The organism is Sedimentibacter sp. (assembly GCF_033447055.1).
Classification (GTDB): Bacteria; Bacillota; Clostridia; order Tissierellales; family Sedimentibacteraceae; genus Sedimentibacter.
The window spans coordinates 1-18,841 of record NZ_JAWQJF010000032.1 but is presented as its reverse complement, the minus strand read 5'-3'; the positions used below and the strand labels follow the sequence as shown (position 1 = coordinate 18,841).

At 30.8% G+C, this 18,841-nt stretch carries 20 protein-coding genes, 1 CRISPR repeat array and 1 riboswitch; of the genes, 1 reads left to right on the top strand and 19 read right to left on the bottom strand.

Features of this window, described 5'->3' with window-relative positions; all coding sequences use genetic code 11:
* Positions 1-66: 66 nt before the first annotated feature.
* A CRISPR array of direct repeats spans positions 67-622; the repeat unit is 30 nt; unit sequence ATTTCAATTCCTCATAGGTAATCTATAAAC.
* Positions 623-762: 140 nt separating this feature from the next.
* The 14 genes from cas2 to trmB form a co-directional block, all read right to left on the bottom strand.
* On the bottom strand, positions 763-1,026 hold the full coding sequence (gene cas2, locus SA378_RS01970) for a CRISPR-associated endonuclease Cas2 (RefSeq protein WP_318524311.1): 264 nt from the start codon (positions 1,024-1,026) through the stop codon (positions 763-765).
* 10 nt (positions 1,027-1,036) lie between these two features.
* Positions 1,037-2,029 (bottom strand): type I-B CRISPR-associated endonuclease Cas1b, encoded by a 993-nt coding sequence (cas1b, locus tag SA378_RS01965; protein ID WP_318524310.1) that lies wholly within the window; start codon positions 2,027-2,029, stop codon positions 1,037-1,039.
* A gap of 17 nt (positions 2,030-2,046) precedes the next feature.
* Complete coding sequence (cas4, locus tag SA378_RS01960; protein WP_318524309.1) at positions 2,047-2,547, bottom strand: CRISPR-associated protein Cas4; 501 nt, start codon at positions 2,545-2,547, stop codon at positions 2,047-2,049.
* 57 nt (positions 2,548-2,604) lie between these two features.
* Positions 2,605-5,010, bottom strand: a complete 2,406-nt coding sequence (gene cas3, locus SA378_RS01955; RefSeq protein WP_318524308.1) for a CRISPR-associated helicase Cas3' — start codon at positions 5,008-5,010, stop codon at positions 2,605-2,607.
* A gap of 97 nt (positions 5,011-5,107) precedes the next feature.
* Positions 5,108-5,836 (bottom strand): type I-B CRISPR-associated protein Cas5b, encoded by a 729-nt coding sequence (gene cas5b / locus SA378_RS01950; protein WP_318524307.1) that lies wholly within the window; start codon positions 5,834-5,836, stop codon positions 5,108-5,110.
* Between the two features lie 14 nt (positions 5,837-5,850).
* Complete coding sequence (gene cas7b / locus SA378_RS01945; RefSeq protein ID WP_318524306.1) at positions 5,851-6,822, bottom strand: type I-B CRISPR-associated protein Cas7/Csh2; 972 nt, start codon at positions 6,820-6,822, stop codon at positions 5,851-5,853.
* Position 6,823: 1 nt separating this feature from the next.
* Positions 6,824-8,572 carry a TIGR02556 family CRISPR-associated protein gene (locus SA378_RS01940; protein ID WP_318524305.1) on the bottom strand — a complete coding sequence of 583 codons (1,749 nt, stop codon included), beginning with the start codon at positions 8,570-8,572 and terminating at the stop codon, positions 6,824-6,826.
* A 7-nt stretch (positions 8,573-8,579) separates the two neighbouring features.
* On the bottom strand, positions 8,580-9,314 hold the full coding sequence (gene cas6, locus SA378_RS01935; protein WP_318524304.1) for a CRISPR-associated endoribonuclease Cas6: 735 nt from the start codon (positions 9,312-9,314) through the stop codon (positions 8,580-8,582).
* 314 nt (positions 9,315-9,628) lie between these two features.
* Positions 9,629-9,955, bottom strand: coding sequence for a DUF1904 family protein (locus tag SA378_RS01930; RefSeq protein ID WP_318524303.1), 327 nt, complete (start codon positions 9,953-9,955; stop codon positions 9,629-9,631).
* A 52-nt stretch (positions 9,956-10,007) separates the two neighbouring features.
* Complete coding sequence (locus SA378_RS01925; RefSeq protein ID WP_412178661.1) at positions 10,008-10,667, bottom strand: HD domain-containing protein; 660 nt, start codon at positions 10,665-10,667, stop codon at positions 10,008-10,010.
* A 33-nt stretch (positions 10,668-10,700) separates the two neighbouring features.
* Positions 10,701-11,384, bottom strand: a complete 684-nt coding sequence (locus SA378_RS01920) for an RluA family pseudouridine synthase (protein ID WP_318524302.1) — start codon at positions 11,382-11,384, stop codon at positions 10,701-10,703.
* 121 nt (positions 11,385-11,505) lie between these two features.
* Complete coding sequence (ybaK, locus tag SA378_RS01915) at positions 11,506-11,982, bottom strand: Cys-tRNA(Pro) deacylase (protein ID WP_318524301.1); 477 nt, start codon at positions 11,980-11,982, stop codon at positions 11,506-11,508.
* A gap of 14 nt (positions 11,983-11,996) precedes the next feature.
* Entirely contained in the window at positions 11,997-12,278 is a 282-nt protein-coding gene (locus SA378_RS01910) for a DUF1294 domain-containing protein (protein WP_318524300.1), read from the bottom strand.
* Complete coding sequence (gene trmB / locus SA378_RS01905) at positions 12,271-12,915, bottom strand: tRNA (guanosine(46)-N7)-methyltransferase TrmB (RefSeq protein ID WP_318524299.1); 645 nt, start codon at positions 12,913-12,915, stop codon at positions 12,271-12,273. The genes SA378_RS01910 and trmB overlap by 8 nt, the downstream gene beginning before the upstream one ends.
* A 135-nt stretch (positions 12,916-13,050) precedes the next feature.
* Between trmB and SA378_RS01900 the strand changes: the two genes are divergently transcribed.
* Positions 13,051-13,584: a DUF2179 domain-containing protein gene (locus tag SA378_RS01900; protein ID WP_318524298.1), complete on the top strand. Its 534-nt coding sequence runs from the start codon at positions 13,051-13,053 to the stop codon at positions 13,582-13,584.
* 87 nt (positions 13,585-13,671) lie between these two features.
* Here the strand turns inward: SA378_RS01900 and SA378_RS01895 are convergent, their stop codons facing one another.
* From SA378_RS01895 to SA378_RS01875, 5 genes are all read right to left on the bottom strand, one after another.
* Entirely contained in the window at positions 13,672-14,994 is a 1,323-nt protein-coding gene (locus SA378_RS01895) for an aspartate kinase (RefSeq protein ID WP_318524297.1), read from the bottom strand.
* 139 nt (positions 14,995-15,133) lie between these two features.
* The gene (dapD, locus tag SA378_RS01890) at positions 15,134-15,835 is read right to left on the bottom strand and encodes a 2,3,4,5-tetrahydropyridine-2,6-dicarboxylate N-acetyltransferase (protein WP_318524296.1); all 702 of its coding nucleotides are present in this window, start codon (positions 15,833-15,835) and stop codon (positions 15,134-15,136) included.
* A 35-nt stretch (positions 15,836-15,870) separates the two neighbouring features.
* Positions 15,871-16,539, bottom strand: a complete 669-nt coding sequence (dapB, locus tag SA378_RS01885) for a 4-hydroxy-tetrahydrodipicolinate reductase (protein WP_318524295.1) — start codon at positions 16,537-16,539, stop codon at positions 15,871-15,873.
* A 21-nt stretch (positions 16,540-16,560) separates the two neighbouring features.
* The gene (gene dapA / locus SA378_RS01880) at positions 16,561-17,460 is read right to left on the bottom strand and encodes a 4-hydroxy-tetrahydrodipicolinate synthase (RefSeq protein ID WP_318524294.1); all 900 of its coding nucleotides are present in this window, start codon (positions 17,458-17,460) and stop codon (positions 16,561-16,563) included.
* Positions 17,461-17,717: 257 nt separating this feature from the next.
* A riboswitch (Lysine riboswitch) is annotated at positions 17,718-17,870 on the bottom strand.
* Positions 17,871-17,965: 95 nt separating this feature from the next.
* The coding region (locus SA378_RS01875) for a pyridoxal phosphate-dependent aminotransferase (RefSeq protein WP_318524293.1) at positions 17,966-18,841 on the bottom strand (876 nt) is incomplete at its 5' end.

Here is an 18,841-nt window from a genome sequence, read left to right as displayed (position 1 = left end):
TTTCAATTCCTCATAGGTAATCTATAAACTGTACCCTTGCTTTTTTAATGCCTTTTTTACGACTTTATTTCAATTCCTCATAGGTAATCTATAAACAATAACAATTGAACAAGTGCCAGAAAAATACAGAGAAATTTCAATTCCTCATAGGTAATCTATAAACATATACACCCTAAAATATCTAGAAACGGTATTATTTATTTCAATTCCTCATAGGTAATCTATAAACTAGTAGTACATATGGCAAGAGGTTTCTTAGGTAGAATTTCAATTCCTCATAGGTAATCTATAAACTATACCATTTATTTTTATATCATGCAACTTCTTTTTATTTCAATTCCTCATAGGTAATCTATAAACGGGTATCGTATCTCCTACAAATAGAATAGTCATAAATTTCAATTCCTCATAGGTAATCTATAAACCTATTTTTCCAAATCTGCTTTGACTCTCTCCATTGAATTTCAATTCCTCATAGGTAATCTATAAACATTTTTAGTTGTCCGGCATCGTTCAATTCTACGGTATTTCAATTCCTCATAGGTAATCTATAAACTTTTTTCCACCTTTTTTCAGCGGTGCATTGAGCAGAATTTCAATTCCTCATAGGTAATCTATAAACCCCATAAAATCATTAATTTTACAGTAATTTTAAAAATCAATAATATTTTTTATATGTCCTACAATATAAAAAAAACTAATTTTTCAATAAAGAAGCTATTGTCAGTCTCCCTATGTTTTTACATTATAGAACATCGACAACTACAAAAACATCTCTTGTCCGCCTTTTTTTATGCCAATAATTTCTCTATCATAATATCTAGTGGTTCTAAAAGAATAAAAAATAAAAGAATCTACACTTTCATCAGATAACTTTTTAAGTTCATCTTTTAGTTTTCGAAGATTTACTTCAGAAATTTCGCCTTCCAATACGGAATTTTGAACCCAATACAAATATTTTCTAGCAGTTTTTAATGCTTTAGCAACTCTTTTTTCGCCTACATCATAAACCAATATAACAAACATTTATAATCACCTACCATTTAGTAATAAAAGGTTCATAATTTTTCTCTGAAATTAAATGTTTCTCTATTTTATATAATTCCATTCTTATTAATCTTCTGTACGACACATTACGTTCTAATTCATTATGCATAAAGACGGACTGCAACTTTTCCTCATAAAGCGATATGAATATTTTCATACCTTCTTCATTTAATAAAACTGAATTTAAGCTTTTATTAAAGTGTTTTGCTTGAATCATTTTTTTACCTATTAATGTAAAAATAATTCTATCGACAATTATAGGCTTAAATATTTCTGCGACATCTAAATTAAGTGTAAATCTCCTATTGTTAGTAGAATGCAAATATCCTATTCTAGGATCTAGATGAGTATTGTATATTTCACTTAAAACAGTTGTATATAGCAATGAATTTCCAAAACTTATTAACGAGTTAATTTTATTTTGTGGCGGTCTTTTACTTCTAACATCAAATGAAAAAGTACTATTTTCTAAAATATCATCGAACGCTCCATAATATCCTTCTCTGATATTTCCTTCTATCGCCATCATCTGTTCAATATCCATATTTATATCAAGCTTGTCTAATAATTGTAATATATTTTCAATATTTTTACTAACATTTTTCCCTCTGCTTGCGTAATACTTTAATACATTTATTATATTAAGAGCACTACCCTCTATGAACTTGAATGCCAACAACTTCCTCTTGTCTATATCAAGATAATGCTCTGCTTGATTTAAAATCATAAATCCTGAATTGTAATGTTCTCTGGGATAATAGCTTCCAACATAGTACTCGTGATAATTAAAATAATGAATAACAATTTGATTAGATGTACAAAATTCTAAAAACTTCTTACTAGTCCCAACTTCACCTATTACGCATATTTCCCCTATGTCTTCAACGGGCAAGTACTTTTTGCCTTCCTCTCCTTCAAAATAAATTGTGTTATCTTTACGATGAATTTCTCCGTCATTAAATATATAAATTGTTTTCTTCATATGTCTAATTCTCCTCCCTATGCCCAGCAAAATTCGGCATATGCACATTTCTTACAATATTTATTCATGACTGGTAATGGTGCATGTTCAAGATTTACAATGTGATTTATATCCTTAATGATATTTTCGATTTCTAATTTACTTTCCTCATCCAATATAACTACTTCTCTCTTTTTTTCATCAGGAAATAAAAGCACTCCTTCAGCTTCTATATTATTGTCCGACAATTCTTTCAAATAAAACAATAGCTGCATCCTTGAACTTCCAATAAATCTTGAACTTTTTTTCATTTCACCTACAATCAATTTACCATCATCTCTAGAAATAACATCAAATTTAGAATGGCCAAATCCAACTTCTTTGCTGTTTCTACTATATGATGTTTCATGAATTAAATTCCCCATTTGCATATTCTCATCTTGCTGATCTGCCTCTAATGCATGCGCTAAAAGCCATACTTCTCTTTTACATATACAATAGTACCATACATAAGTACCACTGACGTTAAATTCATCCATCATCGAAATCCTTTCTTTATCTATAAAAAAAGATGCCAGACCATTTTCCAAGCTTAACTAAAAGTAATACACATCAGATTCAACGCCATATCCGGTTTCTTCATTATAATACTTATCAAGCTCACTTCTACCAACATAATAATATACATTATTGCTATCCAATGGTGGCCGATTATATTTTGACTTAGTAGAAACATTAACATCTACAATATATTCTGACATTTTTCTAGATATAGATTTAAGTTTTATTTTATGTTCCCATTTATCTTCTGATTGATTGCTTATAGTCATATATTCATTCCAAATTAATTCTGCATCATCATCAAGTTCAATGAATGTTTGAAACTTTTCTCCATTATTTTCTATAAGTTCAAAACTATTTAAAGGAATCTTCTCATCAGATAAATTATAATTTTCACCATAAAACCATTGTGCTTGTGCCCCTTTTAAAAGTGCATCTGAAATATGTTGTGATTTAATACTTTCATCCGCTATTTTATCAAAATATTTTTCTATTATTAACATAAACTCTGGTTCATCTAAAGTATTATAATCTTTTAATAATTTTTCTGTAATATCCAAATCTGTTTTTGCACTTCTATAAACCTTATCAGCATAAACGCTCTTATTATCTTTAAGCTTAACAATATGAACTTCTCCTTTGCTCATACCTTTTCCTTCTCTATTGGCTCTTCCTGCACTTTGAAAAATTGACGGCAATGGTGCTAAATCTCTATATACCACATTAAAATCAATATCTACTCCTGCCTCAACTAATTGAGTACTTACTACAATATCATATTTCTTCTCCTTAATATCTCTTATTCTGTCCATTCTTACTTTTGGAGGAAGTAATGTACTAAGATATGTAATGCTTCTATCATTGATTTTTTCTTTCAATAATAAATATAAGTTTTTAGAACTTTCTATTGTGTTAAGTATAAACAAATAACTCTTTGAATCCACACATTCCAAATCATCTACAAACTCATCAATAGTTTTACTGTTATTAAGTTCATTTATAATTTTTGTTCTATTTAATTGCGTATAATATTTTTTATATTCACAAAGCTGTTCGCTAGCATCATAGCTAAATATATGAGGTTGCGTTGCTGTCATAGCAATAACCTTACTGTCCATTAAATCTGCATATTCCGTTAGTAATTTTCCTATAAATTTATAATATTTTACAGGAATAGTTTGTATTTCATCAATTATTACAATAGAATTACTAAGTTTATTGAATTTTCTTTGCATAGAATTTTTGTATCCCACAAGGGTTGAGAAAAATTGTTGAAATGTTGCAATAATAATTTCACTATTCCAACCTTCAATCAAGATTTGAGCATTGCTTCCTTCAATCAATGTGTTTTCATTTGTTATCCACTCAATTTCAGTCAGATGATGATGTTTGCAAAGCATATTGCTAGATATATTCTTATGTGACTTACTTAAAATTTCTTCTAAAACACTTGCATTCTGGTCAATAATACTCATAAAAGGCATAACATAGATAATTCTATATGTTTTATTTGTTTCCTCAAGTAACTTTTCCCTTAATTTAAAAGCATAATTAAAAGAGTTTAAAGTTTTACCCATTCCTGTAGGTAATGTTAAAGTATATATATTACTATTCATATTTATTTTACTATCTACTTCTTCAAATGCCATGGAGCGCAAATCATTTAGAGCTGAGTTTTTTACCCCTTTATCTTTAATATATTTTTCAACATTAGCTTCAATTACAACTCTATTAACTAATTCCCTATTCCCTAAAGATACCTGACTTTTGTCTGAATCTATAAGTAATGAAAATAAAACTTGCATGGTAAAATAATTTTGTAAATTTGTTTCACTGTCAATGCCGCTTTTTTTAACCTTAATTCTATCTCTACTTTTATTCTTTCTTCTCTTTGCAAAAAAATCAATTAATGATTGAACAAATAAAATTTCATCACAATTAAAAACTTTATCTATGATTACCGCCTGCAAGCCTAATTCTATTAACTCTTTTTTAATTAATACCATATCAATAGACTTATACTGAATAATAATTGTTTGCCCATCTATATTTTCTAAACTGCTTCTTGTTACATAATCATTTATTCTTGAAAGTTCCTCTAAATTACCGTGATGCTTTAAAATTGCATATGCCATCATTTCTATTAAATCTTCATTATCTGAAATATCACCTTTTAGTATATGGTAGTATAAAAACAACATAGCTGATAAAGCAGCATGACTTTTTAAATCGCTACTTACATCTTTACCTCTAATATATCTTTGGAAAAAACTTGTACTTTTACCTATGTCATGGAATATAAAAAAGCTAGTAAGCAAGTCACTATCTATATCATTAAGTAATTTACAGTTTGCATTTTTCTTATATAAATCACCCCATTGCAGAACTTCGTTTAAATGTTCCTTTAACCTTCTATTTGGATGTGATAATATTTCTCGCATTTTATCCTCCAATCAAATTTTCGAGATTTATATTCAGTATATAAATTTCAGTTATGATATACTCCCCCACTTCTATAGGTGAGGGAGTATTTGAAAGTTAGGTTAAGAAAGTAATCTTATAATTATTTAATCTATACACTTCATTACATTTAACAGATATTTTTCTTGCATTTGTAGAAAATAATACATCTACATAATCTAAAGGGATTCTGTTTTCAACAAATTTCTTAACATATCTCTCTTTACAATATTTAATATCAGGTAATACTTTAATTCCCTTTTCCTTTTCTATTTTGTCTGTTGGTATCGCTGAATCCATTTCTATGAAATCATCACTACTAATTTTTTGTGAACTGTCATAGCATACTAATTGAGCATCCGCTATTAAATTAGACAATCCTAACGAAATTCCATAAGCAAAGCAATGATTCGCAAGCCTATCCGCTAGCTCATCAAGTAATAGCTCGTCCTCCATTGTAACAAATACTAAATATTCTTGTCCCACTACATATTCAAATCTAGTAGGAGTTCTAGGACCGCTTGGATTCTTACTAGTAGGAACCCAAAAATCATTTTTAGTATTTATCAAATTTGTGCTCATAGTGACTTTTTTCACAGGAGTAAGTATGCCTATTCCAACTCTTATCTTAGCACTTTCCAACTCCTTATAATAATAGTTGTCATTTTTGTCTAAGCCTAATATAGCACCTACTAAACCATAAATTGATGTTGGTGGCATGAGAGAATATGTGGTAGGTGAACTTGTTGTATAATAAGGTCTATAATGTCCATAATCACCTGTAAGTTTAAAACATACACATTTCATAAATACCACCTCGCTCAGGCGATAACATCAATTACTACACCTGTATTTTTTAATTCTTCAACAATATCAATATCTGTTTTTAATTCTGTACCCAATCTAATTATGACTTTTTCTATTTTTTCTTTGTTTTTAACAATACATTCTTTAAATTCTTCTAATTGCAATATTCCATCATTTATTGACCTTACAGCCTCACCAGCCATATCATAGTTAAACTTAATTTTTTTGTCTAATCCACCAATATAAAAATCCTTCTCTTTATAAGTAACATTAATCAATAACCTCGGAATTTGTCCAGCCTTAGTTCTGGTAATTAAATTTTTTGTACCAATCCATATTGCATCTAACAAAACATCTACATCCTCTTCTGTAAGTCCAATTATTTTAGCAGCTCTATCATTAATTAATCCGTAAAAATTAATTAAACTATATGGTAAGATATATTCTTGTCTAAATGTTTTTTGATCCTTGTCATCTCCACTTGCAAAAGCACCAGTACCTTTCATCAATTCTAATTTAACCGGATGCATTGAATATCCCATCTTAAATTGCACTGGTCCTGTATATTGTAAGCTTGCGCCTTTAATGTCGCTTGGTAATACACATCCAAATAATCTAATATCAAGACATTCTCTTACATTAGCCTTAAACTGTTCTAATTCATCCAAACTTATCTTTGCTTTTTCAATATCACTTTTTGACATTTTTTTAATTTTACTTTTCAATGGTTCATTTAAAAAATCATATCCTCTATTTTTACCGTCAGCTAATGTGCCATCTTCTTTAAATGTATCTTTGACTAAAACATCATAATTTCTTGCAATAAGTTCATCTCTTATTGTTCTTTTTAATCTTACATCTGTAACAATATTTACTCCTGTTTCAGAATCAATACGTGGTTTATTAGCATCATTTGGATCTCCATTAGGATTACCCCATGATAAATCATATAAAAATATTATTTCACTTCTTTTTGCAATAGACATTTTACTCTTCCTCCTCATTTGGTTTTACATTTAATCCATCATATATCTTTTTACTTAATGACATTCCCCCAACTATATAGAAATTGATTTCATCAATAGATAATTTCCAGTCAGTAGGTGACTTAAAAATAAATTCTGAAATTGCTGTTACTATTTCTCTTGATGCCTTTGAATAGCTATTATACTCATTCATTTTGTTAACAGTTTCACTGATTAATCCCTGAACATCAGATTGACGCATCTTTAATCCTTTTAATTTAGATGTAAAATGAGTTGAACCATTTAGTTCCTTTGCTTGAATATTCATTACCTTTCTAACTAAAACACCAGTCAATACTAAAGCCCTTTTTACATCTGTATCAAGCCCTGCACTATAAGGACTTAACATTTCTTTCAAGTTTCCCTCCATAAAATTCTCCCTTCTATAATCCATACACCCGATCTCATATAAATAATTAACCCCAATCCAAGCATGCAATGTAGTAGCATAAAATTTTTCATCATTTAAAAATGCATGTCTTATATTTCTCATATAATGAGGTAGTAATGTTTCAATTGATAATTTCTCACCTGTGAAAATATCCTTTGTCAATGAGAGAAAATTATTATCCAAATCATTTTTATTCATCTTATTATCTGATTTGCTCAAAAATTCTCTAAAATAACTAAAGTTAAATTTCTCATCGATAATACTATTATATATTTCTTCAATTTTATATTTAGCAGAATATAATTCCCTAAATCTCGAAGGAAATATATCTTTAATATCAAGCAGTATTCTTTCAGCAGATTGTTTCTTAAAAAAGAAAATAATTCGAAATGAATTCACATCTCTATATTCCGCTAATTCATCAAAAATATCATCACTTAGAGAGTCTATTTCTTTGGCAGCCCCTTCTTTAAAAGAAAAACTTTTAGCTGATATATTCTCCAATAAATCAACTAAAATACCCTGCAAATCTTGATTGAATGTTGACGAAGGTATTAAATAATATCTTAGGCCATAGAAGTTAAATCCTAAATTTTCCAGCATATATTTTTTGCCTTCTCTTAAAATAGGCTCACATGAAATACAAACAGGGCAATTTCGCCATATATCTTCTTTCTGAAATCCTCCACTTATAAATCCTGGTTTATCTAATGTGTAAAATTTGAATACATCTACTTTAGGCAATAAATATACACTTTTTTTACCACATAAGCAGCATGTCCCTTTATGATTATCTTCTCCAATTAATTTTCTCCTAATTTTGTCACTATAACATTGATAAAATAATTCAACATCAGCCGGAAACTTTCCATCTACCTTCACTGTTAATAAATTTTTTATACCTTTTCCTTTAGGCATATTTTCATTAATATAATCTTCCATTTTTTTTTGATTATCGCTAATAAGCTGGTAGATTTGTGATATTAGGTTCTGGTCATTTTCATCAGATTTTTCTGATTGCAAATCCTTAAACCATGCTGCAATCTTTATTTTAAGAGTTTTATCAACTTCTGTTAATTGTGCACTTGGTCCATGGTTTGTTCCCCTTGAAGATCCAGTTCTAAGCAAATACTTATGTGCCATGTCCACATTATAATCTGTGATATCAATACCTGTATAAATTACTTCTTCCCCTCTTCTTTTAAAACATAGAGATATTACATTAGTAATATTTCTGGGTGTCTCGGGAACTAATAATTTATCATCACTATTATTTGTTTTGCAAATAGCCTTGCCAACCCTGTAAACATCATATAGCATCTTATAATCACCTCCTATTCTTTACTTCTATACATCCTAGTCCCATAGAATTTTTACCCCCGATTCCTGCATCATATGCCATCCTTAATAACTCTTCACTCCCTTCCATTTCAATCTCACAATTATAAGCTAATATATGAAAACCTTTATAATTAACCCTAGCTTCTTTTACAGCGCCAATAGGTTTCATCACAAAATCAGTATTTTCAGGCTGATTTCCATGATAAGCCTCGTATTTATGTAAAAGATTTTTTTTAATATATTGGCTAAATTCCATATCAAATGGATTATAAAATCTTGTTTGTTTATTTTCTAAAGTTGAGTAAGCAGTAACAGGAGATAATGTATAAACCTGAACCTTTTTAGATAAATCTGGAGATTCTTTAACTTCAACCCTACTAATTTCTACATTAGCCCCACCAATATTTATCGGATTACTTCCAATTAGCACACTGCTTAATAAATATTCCATAAATTCGTCTACTACAGAGGAAATCGTAATCCTCATGTCTTTATAAAAGATTATTTTACGATTGTCTTTATCCATTCGAAATGCGCCATTTATTTTCGAAAAGGTGAACAGCTTATATACTCTTTCTTCAAACTTATATCCCTTATTATGTATAAAATTTTTAAATTTTTCATCACTTATCCAAGAATAAATAACTGCTTGTACTATATGATTATACTGAATAGGAATAGACACAGGTTTTTCCGAATTAAAATATATTTCTATTCTCATTTTTTTCATCCTCTTAATTTTTTAAATTTTTATTTATATTCATTTTAATATTTTAGCTTAATATTTATATTACTATTTTTTCCTTTTTTGTTAATTTTATTATACGCTCCTTTTTGATTTTAATCAATCATCATTTCATATTAAGATATTTATATTATACATTTTGTACAGTACCATAAACAGGACAGTTATTTATAATTTTATATCCGTGTTTATAATAAATGTCTTTATTACATAATTTTTATAAATTTTATTACAATGAAAAATACAGTACTCTTTATAATTGAGTACTGTATTCACGAAATTAAAATCTTTTAAAAATGTTTCCCATTTTCATAATATTTGCTTTCTTCAAGAGAATGAAATATCACATCGACACTTTCATATCCTATTGAATTAATGTATTTAGTAATTATCTTTGCTGTTTTATCCTGAACTTCCTGGCCTCTGTCAAACCAGAATAAGTCAACTGCTGGAGGGCCTTCCACAAATTCCCCATCAAATATAAATGATGATTGAACTAGCTCCATACTGAAGTAATCTCTTGGACACTGAATTAGTTCCTGTAATTCATCTATTAAATCTTTGCTTATTGCTAAAGCTTTTTTAGCATCTATTGATTTTAATTTTAATGCAGGCATTAGTAACCTCTCTTTTGCTTATTTCCTTTGTTTTTATGTTTATTTTTTGCAACTATAACAGCTCAACTCCGTTAATAACTAATTTGAATTTTAATTTCAAGTAAGCTGCTGCTCTTCTGCAAAGAAGCATACGACCTAAGAATATTTCGAAATAATCCATCACAGCGCAAATTTTTGTATCAATGGTTAAGTCAAGCACAATGTCCTTTGTTTGTTCATTTAATGTGAGACTTGATGATTCAACTGAATAGTTTACTCTGTCATGAATATCAAATGTTGCAAAATCTCTGTTTCTTACTCTTGACCTTCTTACATCTGATTTGTCTGCTAAAATCAAAGCTGCAGCTACTTCATTAACAGGAACTGCTGTAGATTCATCGTGGTTTCCTATTGCTGATATTACAGTTGCAATTTCAGTTACATCCATACCCATATTATCCAAAATTCTAAAGGCCATAATTGCACCGCTTTGTGCATGGTCAACCCTATTTACTACATTTCCTATATCATGCATATAACCTGCTATTTGAGCAAGGTCAGCGGTTCTTTCCTCATATCCAAGTTTACTCAAAATATCTTTTGCTTGTTTAGCAACTTTTTCTACATGGGCAAAGGAATGTTCTGTGTAACCTAATTCTACCAAAGATTCATCTGCCTTCTTAATATACGTTTGAATTTCTTTACTATTTTTTATGTCATTAAATGTAATCATAATTTCCCCTCTTCATATTGTTTATATTTATAATTAAAATTTAAAAAGCGTAAATGGGTAGCAACTTGGAAATGATGTAAATTCTGTATATTTTTTTGTTTTTGGATGCTTAAATCCAAATTTATATGCCCACAAAGCAATTTGAGTAAATTCTTTTTTCTTCATAAATACCTTGTTGTATTTATTGTCACCCCATATGGGCATTGCTTTATTTGAAAGCTGCACCCTTATTTGATGATGTCTTCCTGTGAACAATTTTATTTTTAACAGTGTAAGCGTTCCGTATTCTTGTGTTTCCACTGAATCTAAAACTTCATATTCAAGGGTGGCAATTTTACCAAGCTTGTCATCGGCTGTAGTTATTTTTGACATGTTAATAGTTTTAAGCTTTTTTAAATAATCTTCCAATATTTCCTTTTGATTTTCAGGTTTTCCGCATACTACAGCGAAATATTCCTTTTGTGTCTGCCGCAATTGAACTTGCTTTGATAGTTCCTTATTGGCAAATTCATTTTTTGCATAGACAATTACTCCCCCAACAGGTCTGTCAAGCCTTTGTATAAGACCTAGGTATGGGTTGGTTTCTTTCTTGCTTAAATATTTCAATGCCCCACTCATTAAATCTTCATCATTTGTTTTGTCGCTTTGAGACGGTACTCCTTGGGGTTTCACCATGCAGAGTATGTGATTATCCTCATAAATTATATTTAATTCCATTCTTTCTCCTGTTTATTAAAAAACTTATTTTATCATCCTGAGAGGATGCAACAGAGATTCTCACTGCGTTCAGAATGTCATGAATTTACTTTTCAGTTAGCATAAATTGTTTATTTTTATATTATACTAAATCCGCATAACTTGCTTCTGCTGCTTTTAACAAATCATCAGGTTTGATGATTATTTGTATTCCTATTGCACCGCCGCTTACCAGCATTTTATCCTGAAGCAATGCTGATTCATCTATAAATGTTTTATAATGCTTTTTCATTCCTATGGGTGAACATCCTCCCCTTATGTATCCAGTATTTTTTGTTAAATCCTTTAATGGAAGGAGTTCTATGTTTTTTTCATTTGAAGCTGCTGCAGCCTTTTTTAAATCAAGTTCATATTCTACAGGAACGCAAAAAACATAAAGTTCCTTGCTGTGACCTACAGATACTAAAGTTTTAAAAACAGCCTCCGGGTTTTGCCCTGTCTTATGAGCTACTGATACTCCGTCTATTTTACCGTCCTCACACTCATATGTCATATAATCGTATTCAATGTTCATTGAATCAAGAATTCGCATGGCATTTGTTTTATTGAATTTTTTCACACTATCACCTCATATTAAAATAATCTTGTGTACAGCTCATAAATTACAAATATGTTTGCAATTAATGCAATGCCTGTAATTGCAACAAATCCAGGCTTTCTGGTTTTATGGTGGAACAATAACATAGCAGCAATGCTTCCTAATGTTCCTCCTAAAAAGCTTGTTAAATGGAGAGTTTTTTCTTCTATCCTCCACTTATCCCGTTTTGCCTTTTGTTTATCCACAAAAAACATTACAAATGATATTAAGTTAATTGCTACAAAATATATTAAAATGTATTTTAAGTAATTATTCATATTTTTGTCTCGCTATCAGTTTGTTGATTTTCTTGCCTTCTTGTACAAATCGTTCTTCATATTCAGTCATGACATTGTCTTGTTTGTATGGACTGTTGTGCAAATCTCTTGTGACCATTAAAAGTTCCCAATTGTCTTCTTCAAACTGAGAAAGTGAATATTCAAACAAATCATTATTGTCTGTTTTCATGTGAATTTCACCGTCATCAACTAAAACTATTTTATATACTTCCAAGAAACTCTTATGAGTGAGCCTTCTTTTATAATGTGATGGCTTTGGCCATGGATCGGAAAAATTAAGGTAAATTCTATCTATTGATTTTGGTTCAAAAACTTCCTTTAATATATCCCCGTTTGAATATACTACAAAATAATTGTCCGGATCATTTTCAAAAACTGATTTTGCACATCTATAAGCAACTTTTACGCTTTTTTCAAATCCGAAATAATTTATATCTGGATTCTTCAAGGCTGTTTCTCTTAAAAACTTGCCTTTGCCGCATCCTAATTCCACATGTATTGGATTGTTATTGTTAAATGCATCGTTTAATTTGTATCCTCTTTTTTCCGGTTCAGTAATTGCCTTTTCGTGATTCTGCAAAAATTCATACTGCCCGTGAATATATCTTAATCTCATACTTGTCTCCTAATTCTAATAATAGAATTCTACATTATTTTGTAATAATAAACAATAATAATTTTAACATAGATTTGTTTGTTACTTGCATAAAACCTAAAAACAATGTAAAATATAAATAAAAAGGGGTGAATTATGGATTTTTTATTTAACATATCAGGACCGGCTCTTTATATTATTATATTTTTTGCAAAAATAATAGAAGTCTCAGTTTCAACAGTGCGATTAGTTTTAATCAACAAAGGCGAAAGATTAAAAGGAGCATTGTTAGCTTTTGTTGAAATAATGATTTGGCTGATTATAGTGAGCTCCGTTTTAAATAACATAACAGAAGATCCACTTAAAGTATTCATTTATGCCATTGCTTTTTCTTTAGGAAATTTCATCGGAGTTACAATTGAGTCAAAGCTAGCTGTTGGATTGTCATCCATACAGGTAGTGGTAAATGTAGAAAATGGTGAAGTGCTGGCAGATAGTCTCAGGGAAAAAGGTTTTGGAGTAACAATTATTGACGGAAGAGGAAAAGATGACAGCAAAAAAAATCTGTTGTTCGTTCAGCTGAAAAGGAAGAAAATTCCTGAGGCAGTAAAATTAATAAAACAAACTAATCCAGATGCATATATAACAGTAAATGATATAAAGTCCATGATGGGCGGGTATATAAAATAAGAAACCGCTGGTGAACCGCTAGGGACGGACCTTTTAGAGTTGGCAATTGTCAAAACTCTAAAAGGTCCGTCCCTGGCGATTATTTGTTTATTTTACAAAAGCGTTATAAATAGCTCTTATTGCTTTTTCAAAATCTTTGTCTTCAACTCCAACTATGATATTAATTTCGCTTGATCCTTGATCTATCATTCTTATATTAACATTGTTTTCACCTAAAGCATTGAATAATTTGGCCGAAATTCCAGGTTTATACGCCATTCCTATTCCAACTGTTGAAATAAGACTTAAATTTTTATGGGTTTTTACTGATTGAGTCATTAATTTAGTCTTCAATTCTTCAACTATTTCATGAGTTAGCTTTTCAACAGATTCCGTTGGAACCACAATAGAAAAACTGTCAATTCCTGATGGTATGTGTTCTATGCTTATTCCCTTGCCCTCAAATATTTCTAGAGCTTTTTTAATTACTCCAACTTCATTTGCCATATGTTCTTTATGAACATAAAATACAGTGAAATTCTTTTTTCCGGCTATACCTGTAATTATGTTAGGATTTTCATAATTTTCATCTGCTTGATCATCGCCAACAATTATAGTTCCCGGATTTTCAGGATCATTAGTATTTTTGATATTTATCGGTATACCTGCTTGTCTCACCGGAAATACTGCTTCATCATGCAATACTGAAGCTCCCATGTAAGAAAGTTCTCTAAGTTCCTGGTATGTTATTTTCTTTATTTGTTGAGGATTTTTGACAATCCTTGGATCAGCCATTAAAAATCCCGAAACGTCAGTCCAATTTTCATACATGTCCGCTTTTGCAGCGCTTGCTATTATTGATCCCGTTATATCGGAACCACCTCTTGAAAATGTCTTTATGCTTCCGTCAGGGTATGAACCGTAAAAACCAGGAATTATTGCTTTTTTAGATTTTCCCAACACTTCTGCAAGTTTTTCCTGTGTCTTTTTCTTATCTATGTTTCCATCATATTTAAAAAATATAACATCTTTTGCATCTATAAAATCACACTGTAAATAGTCGGCTATAAGTAAAGCACTTAAATACTCACCTCTACTTACTATATAATCTTCCTCACATTTGTCATCTAACTTTTTTCTTATGATTTCAAATTCATGTTCTAAGTCTATACTCAAATTTAATTCTTCTTTAATTAAATTAAATCTATCTTCTATTAATTTAAGAACAGGTGCGTATGGAACTGAATATTTTAAATGTGCATAGGTCAAATACAATAAGTCCGTAATTTTATTGTCATCTTTGAATCTTTTGCCTGGTGCTGAAACCACGACAAACTTTCTTTCTTCATCATCTTTTACTATGTCATGTACCTTCTTGAACTGAGTTGCATCAGCCAGCGAAGTACCTCCAAATTTAGCAACCTTAATCATTTTTTCCTCCTATCTGCATTATAACTTTTTAACAATACCACATGCCTAGTATTATGTCAACAGTTTTAATACAGATGTCCTTTTTATACAAACACATTACTTAAAGATATCATAGTATAAATACTATTATATCTCTCTTTTATCCTCTCAAATCATCTAATAATTTTGTCTTTTCAGTTGTTCTTTCATCCTTATACTTTACAATTTTAGCCGGACTGCCAGCAACAACAGCCATTTCCGGTACATCTGAAGTTACCACACTCCCTGCAGCAACAACTGCTCCTTTGCCCACCTTTACGCCTTCAAGCACAACCGCATTGGCACCGACAAGTACATCATCCTCAATTATTACCGGTGTCTTGCTGGGCGGCTCTAAAACGCCTGCTATTACAGCTCCTGCACCGATGTGTACATTTTTACCAATCGTTCCACGTGCTCCAACAACAGCATTCATGTCAATCATTGTTTTTTCGCCTATTACAGCCCCTATATTAATGACAGCACCCATCATTATAATTGCATCTTTGCCTATTGTTACCATATCGCGAATTACTGCTCCCGGCTCTATACGCGCTTGCGTTTCATTCGTATCTAAAAGAGGAATCGCAGAATTTCTTCTATCATATTCTAAATGAAAATTTTCTATTTGAGGATTCTCAGATAATATTTTCTTAGCATCCTCGTACTCTCCAATAAGGATTGCCATTTCTCCTGACTTAAAAACTTTCATATTTAAATTATCTATATTATTCACATAACCTGATATATAAAGCTTAACAGGTGTGGATTTTTTCGCATCTTTTATATATTTTGCTATTTCATATGGATCTTGTAAAATCATAATAACCTCCGAGTAATTTAATTTATTTTAATAATTTAAAAGAAATCTTCCATTGTGTAATATCCTGCTGGCATGGAATATAATTTCAAAGCTGTATCATAAGCTCCTCTTGCAAATATTTTTCTAGAAAATGCAGTGTGCTTTATTTCTAATATTTCGTCCACTCCTGAAAAAATCACTACATGTTCTCCCGGAATTGTTCCGGCTCTTAATGCATGAGTTTCTATGTTATCTCTTCCTGTTGCTTTCATTATATCCTCAGCCAATGTTTTAGCTGTACCGCTTGGTGCATCTTTTTTCTTATTGTGGTGTCTTTCAACAATATCAATATCAAAGCCGTTCAATTCAGCAGATACGCTCTTAAGTATTTTCCTGAATACATTTATTCCTACAGAAGTGTTTGAAGACAACAAAACTGGTATATTTTTGCCTGCATCTACAATTTTATTTTTCTGTTCATCACTGTATCCTGTAGTGCAAATTAATAATGCACAATTATTTTTAGTTGCATATTCCAATAAAAAATCCAAATTAGATGTATTTGAAAAATCAATTATAACATCAATTTTACCATTTATATCCTGACCGCATTTCCCGTTTCTTGGTGACAAAGAACCTATAATTTTTACATCGTCATAGGTACTGGCTTCCTGTTCCAGCACTTTTCCCATAGCTCCATTTATACCACAAATTACTGTATTCATATGATCATTCCTTTCACATTATCATTTAGAAACATTCCCTGCTAATCCAATTCCATAATTATTCATTTCTTCAATAAGTTTTTCTCTATTTTCAGTTGACATTGGATATAAGGGCTCTCTTACTTCAGGACTACACATATTTAATATGCCCATAGCTTCTTTTACCGGGATAGGATTAGTTTCGATGAACAACGAATTAATCAGTCCGTTCATGGCCAGCTGAGCATCCCTTGCGGCTTCAAAGTTACCACTATTAAAATCATCAACTATTTTTTTTGTTTCAGCGGGTAAAATATTTGCAACTACTGAAATTACACCTTTTCCCCCTAATGACATCAATGGAACAACCATGTCATCATTGCCTGAGTACACAAGGAAATCTTTAGGGCAAATTCTTATTATTTCAGCTACTTGACTTATATTACCGCTTGCTTCTTTTATTCCTACTATATTTTTAATTTTTGAAAGTTCTAAAACAGTCTTTGGTTCAATGTTCATTCCTGTTCTACCCGGCACATTATAAACTATTATTGGAAGTGACGTGCTTTCTGCAATCATTTTATAATGATTTATTAAACCTCTTTGTGTTGTTTTGTTATAATAAGGTGTTACAATCAACAACCCATCTGCGCCTGCTTTTTCACAAAACCTAGATTTTTCTATAGCTGCAGCTGTGCAATTACTTCCTGCCCCTGCTATTACAGGTATATGCTTATTTGCCCTTTCAATTACAAATTTTATTACTTGGTGATATTCTTCATCTGTCATAGTCGCTGCTTCAGATGTTGTTCCTGCTGCAATTATTGAACCTGACAGTTCAACATGCATATCAACTAATTTGCCTAAAGTATCGTAATTAATTTCTCCTTCTGAAAATGGCGTTACCAAAGCTACTCCACAACCTCTTACTAAATCGTTCATATCTTTTCTCCTTAAAAATTATTTTTTATAAATAATTTTCTTGCCGCTTAATAATATGCCACAATAGGGCATTCGCAGTCTCATTCACCAATGTATTAGCTCCCTTCGGTCGCATACATTGGGAATTCGTTGCGTTTGACCTACCGCAATTTTTTTCTCCCTTGCGGTCGAAAAAATTGGGTTAGGGCATAAAAAAAAGCGGCATAAGAGCAAAAGGGCTCTCAGACGCTTACAAAAAACACCGAACCTTCTGCCCAGCACATTACAGCTCTCTCTTATAGGATTGGGAATGCATCCTATAAAAACAGTATTACATCTATTAAATGTAAGCCCAGGGAAAAATCCCTTCGGCGAATCACCCTTTCAAAGCATAGCTTTTACTATTGATCATCGCAACCTCTGTAATATACCCGTGAAAATATTTAATTTTTTTAATTATATGCCCCATAACTATATATGTCAACAATAAAAATTATTTTTTTTATTAAATAAGTATAATATTACATTATTTAAGTTTCTTTAGCGCCTCTTCCAATCTGTCCATTCCTTCTTTTATATTTTCCATGGAATTCGAGTATGAAATTCTGATATTATCAGGCGCCAAAAATGCTGCTCCTGTAACAACCGCTATTCTACTTTCTTCAAGCAGGTAATCACTCATGTCCATCGGATTATTTATTGTAAAATTTTTATACTTTTTCCCATAAAAGTTCATAATATTTGGCATGACATAAAAAGCTCCTTTGGGCATAAAACAGCTGATGCCATCCATTGAATTCAATCTTTCAACTATGTATTTTCTTCTTTCGTCAAATTCTTTTCTCATCTCTTGTACAAATTCTTCAGAATTGCTCAACGCTTCTATGGATGCATATTGAGCTAGCGAATTAGGACTTGTAGTTGTATGTCCTTGATAATCGCTCATTGCCTTTATAACATCTGTCGGTCCAACAGCAAATCCTATTCTCCATCCAGTCATTGCATAAGATTTAGATACACCGTTTATTGTTATTGTTTTTTCTTTAATTTCTTGAGAAATTGAAGCTGTACAACAATTTTCTTCACCGTCATAAACTAATTTTTCATAAATTTCGTCTGATATTATATAAAAATTATTTTTCACAGCCAAGTTACCCAACTTTTCTAAGTCTTCTTTTCTGTACACTGCTCCTGTAGGATTGTTTGGTGAATTTATCAAAACAGCTTTTGTTTTTTCAGTTATATTTGCTGCAATTTTATCAACATTCAAATCAAATCCGCTTTCTTCATCCATGCCTACCAAAACAGGAATTCCGCCTGTAAGTTTTATCATTTCAATATAGCTTATCCAGCAAGGTGTAGGAACAATAACTTCTTCGCCCGGATCAACAATTGCCATTAG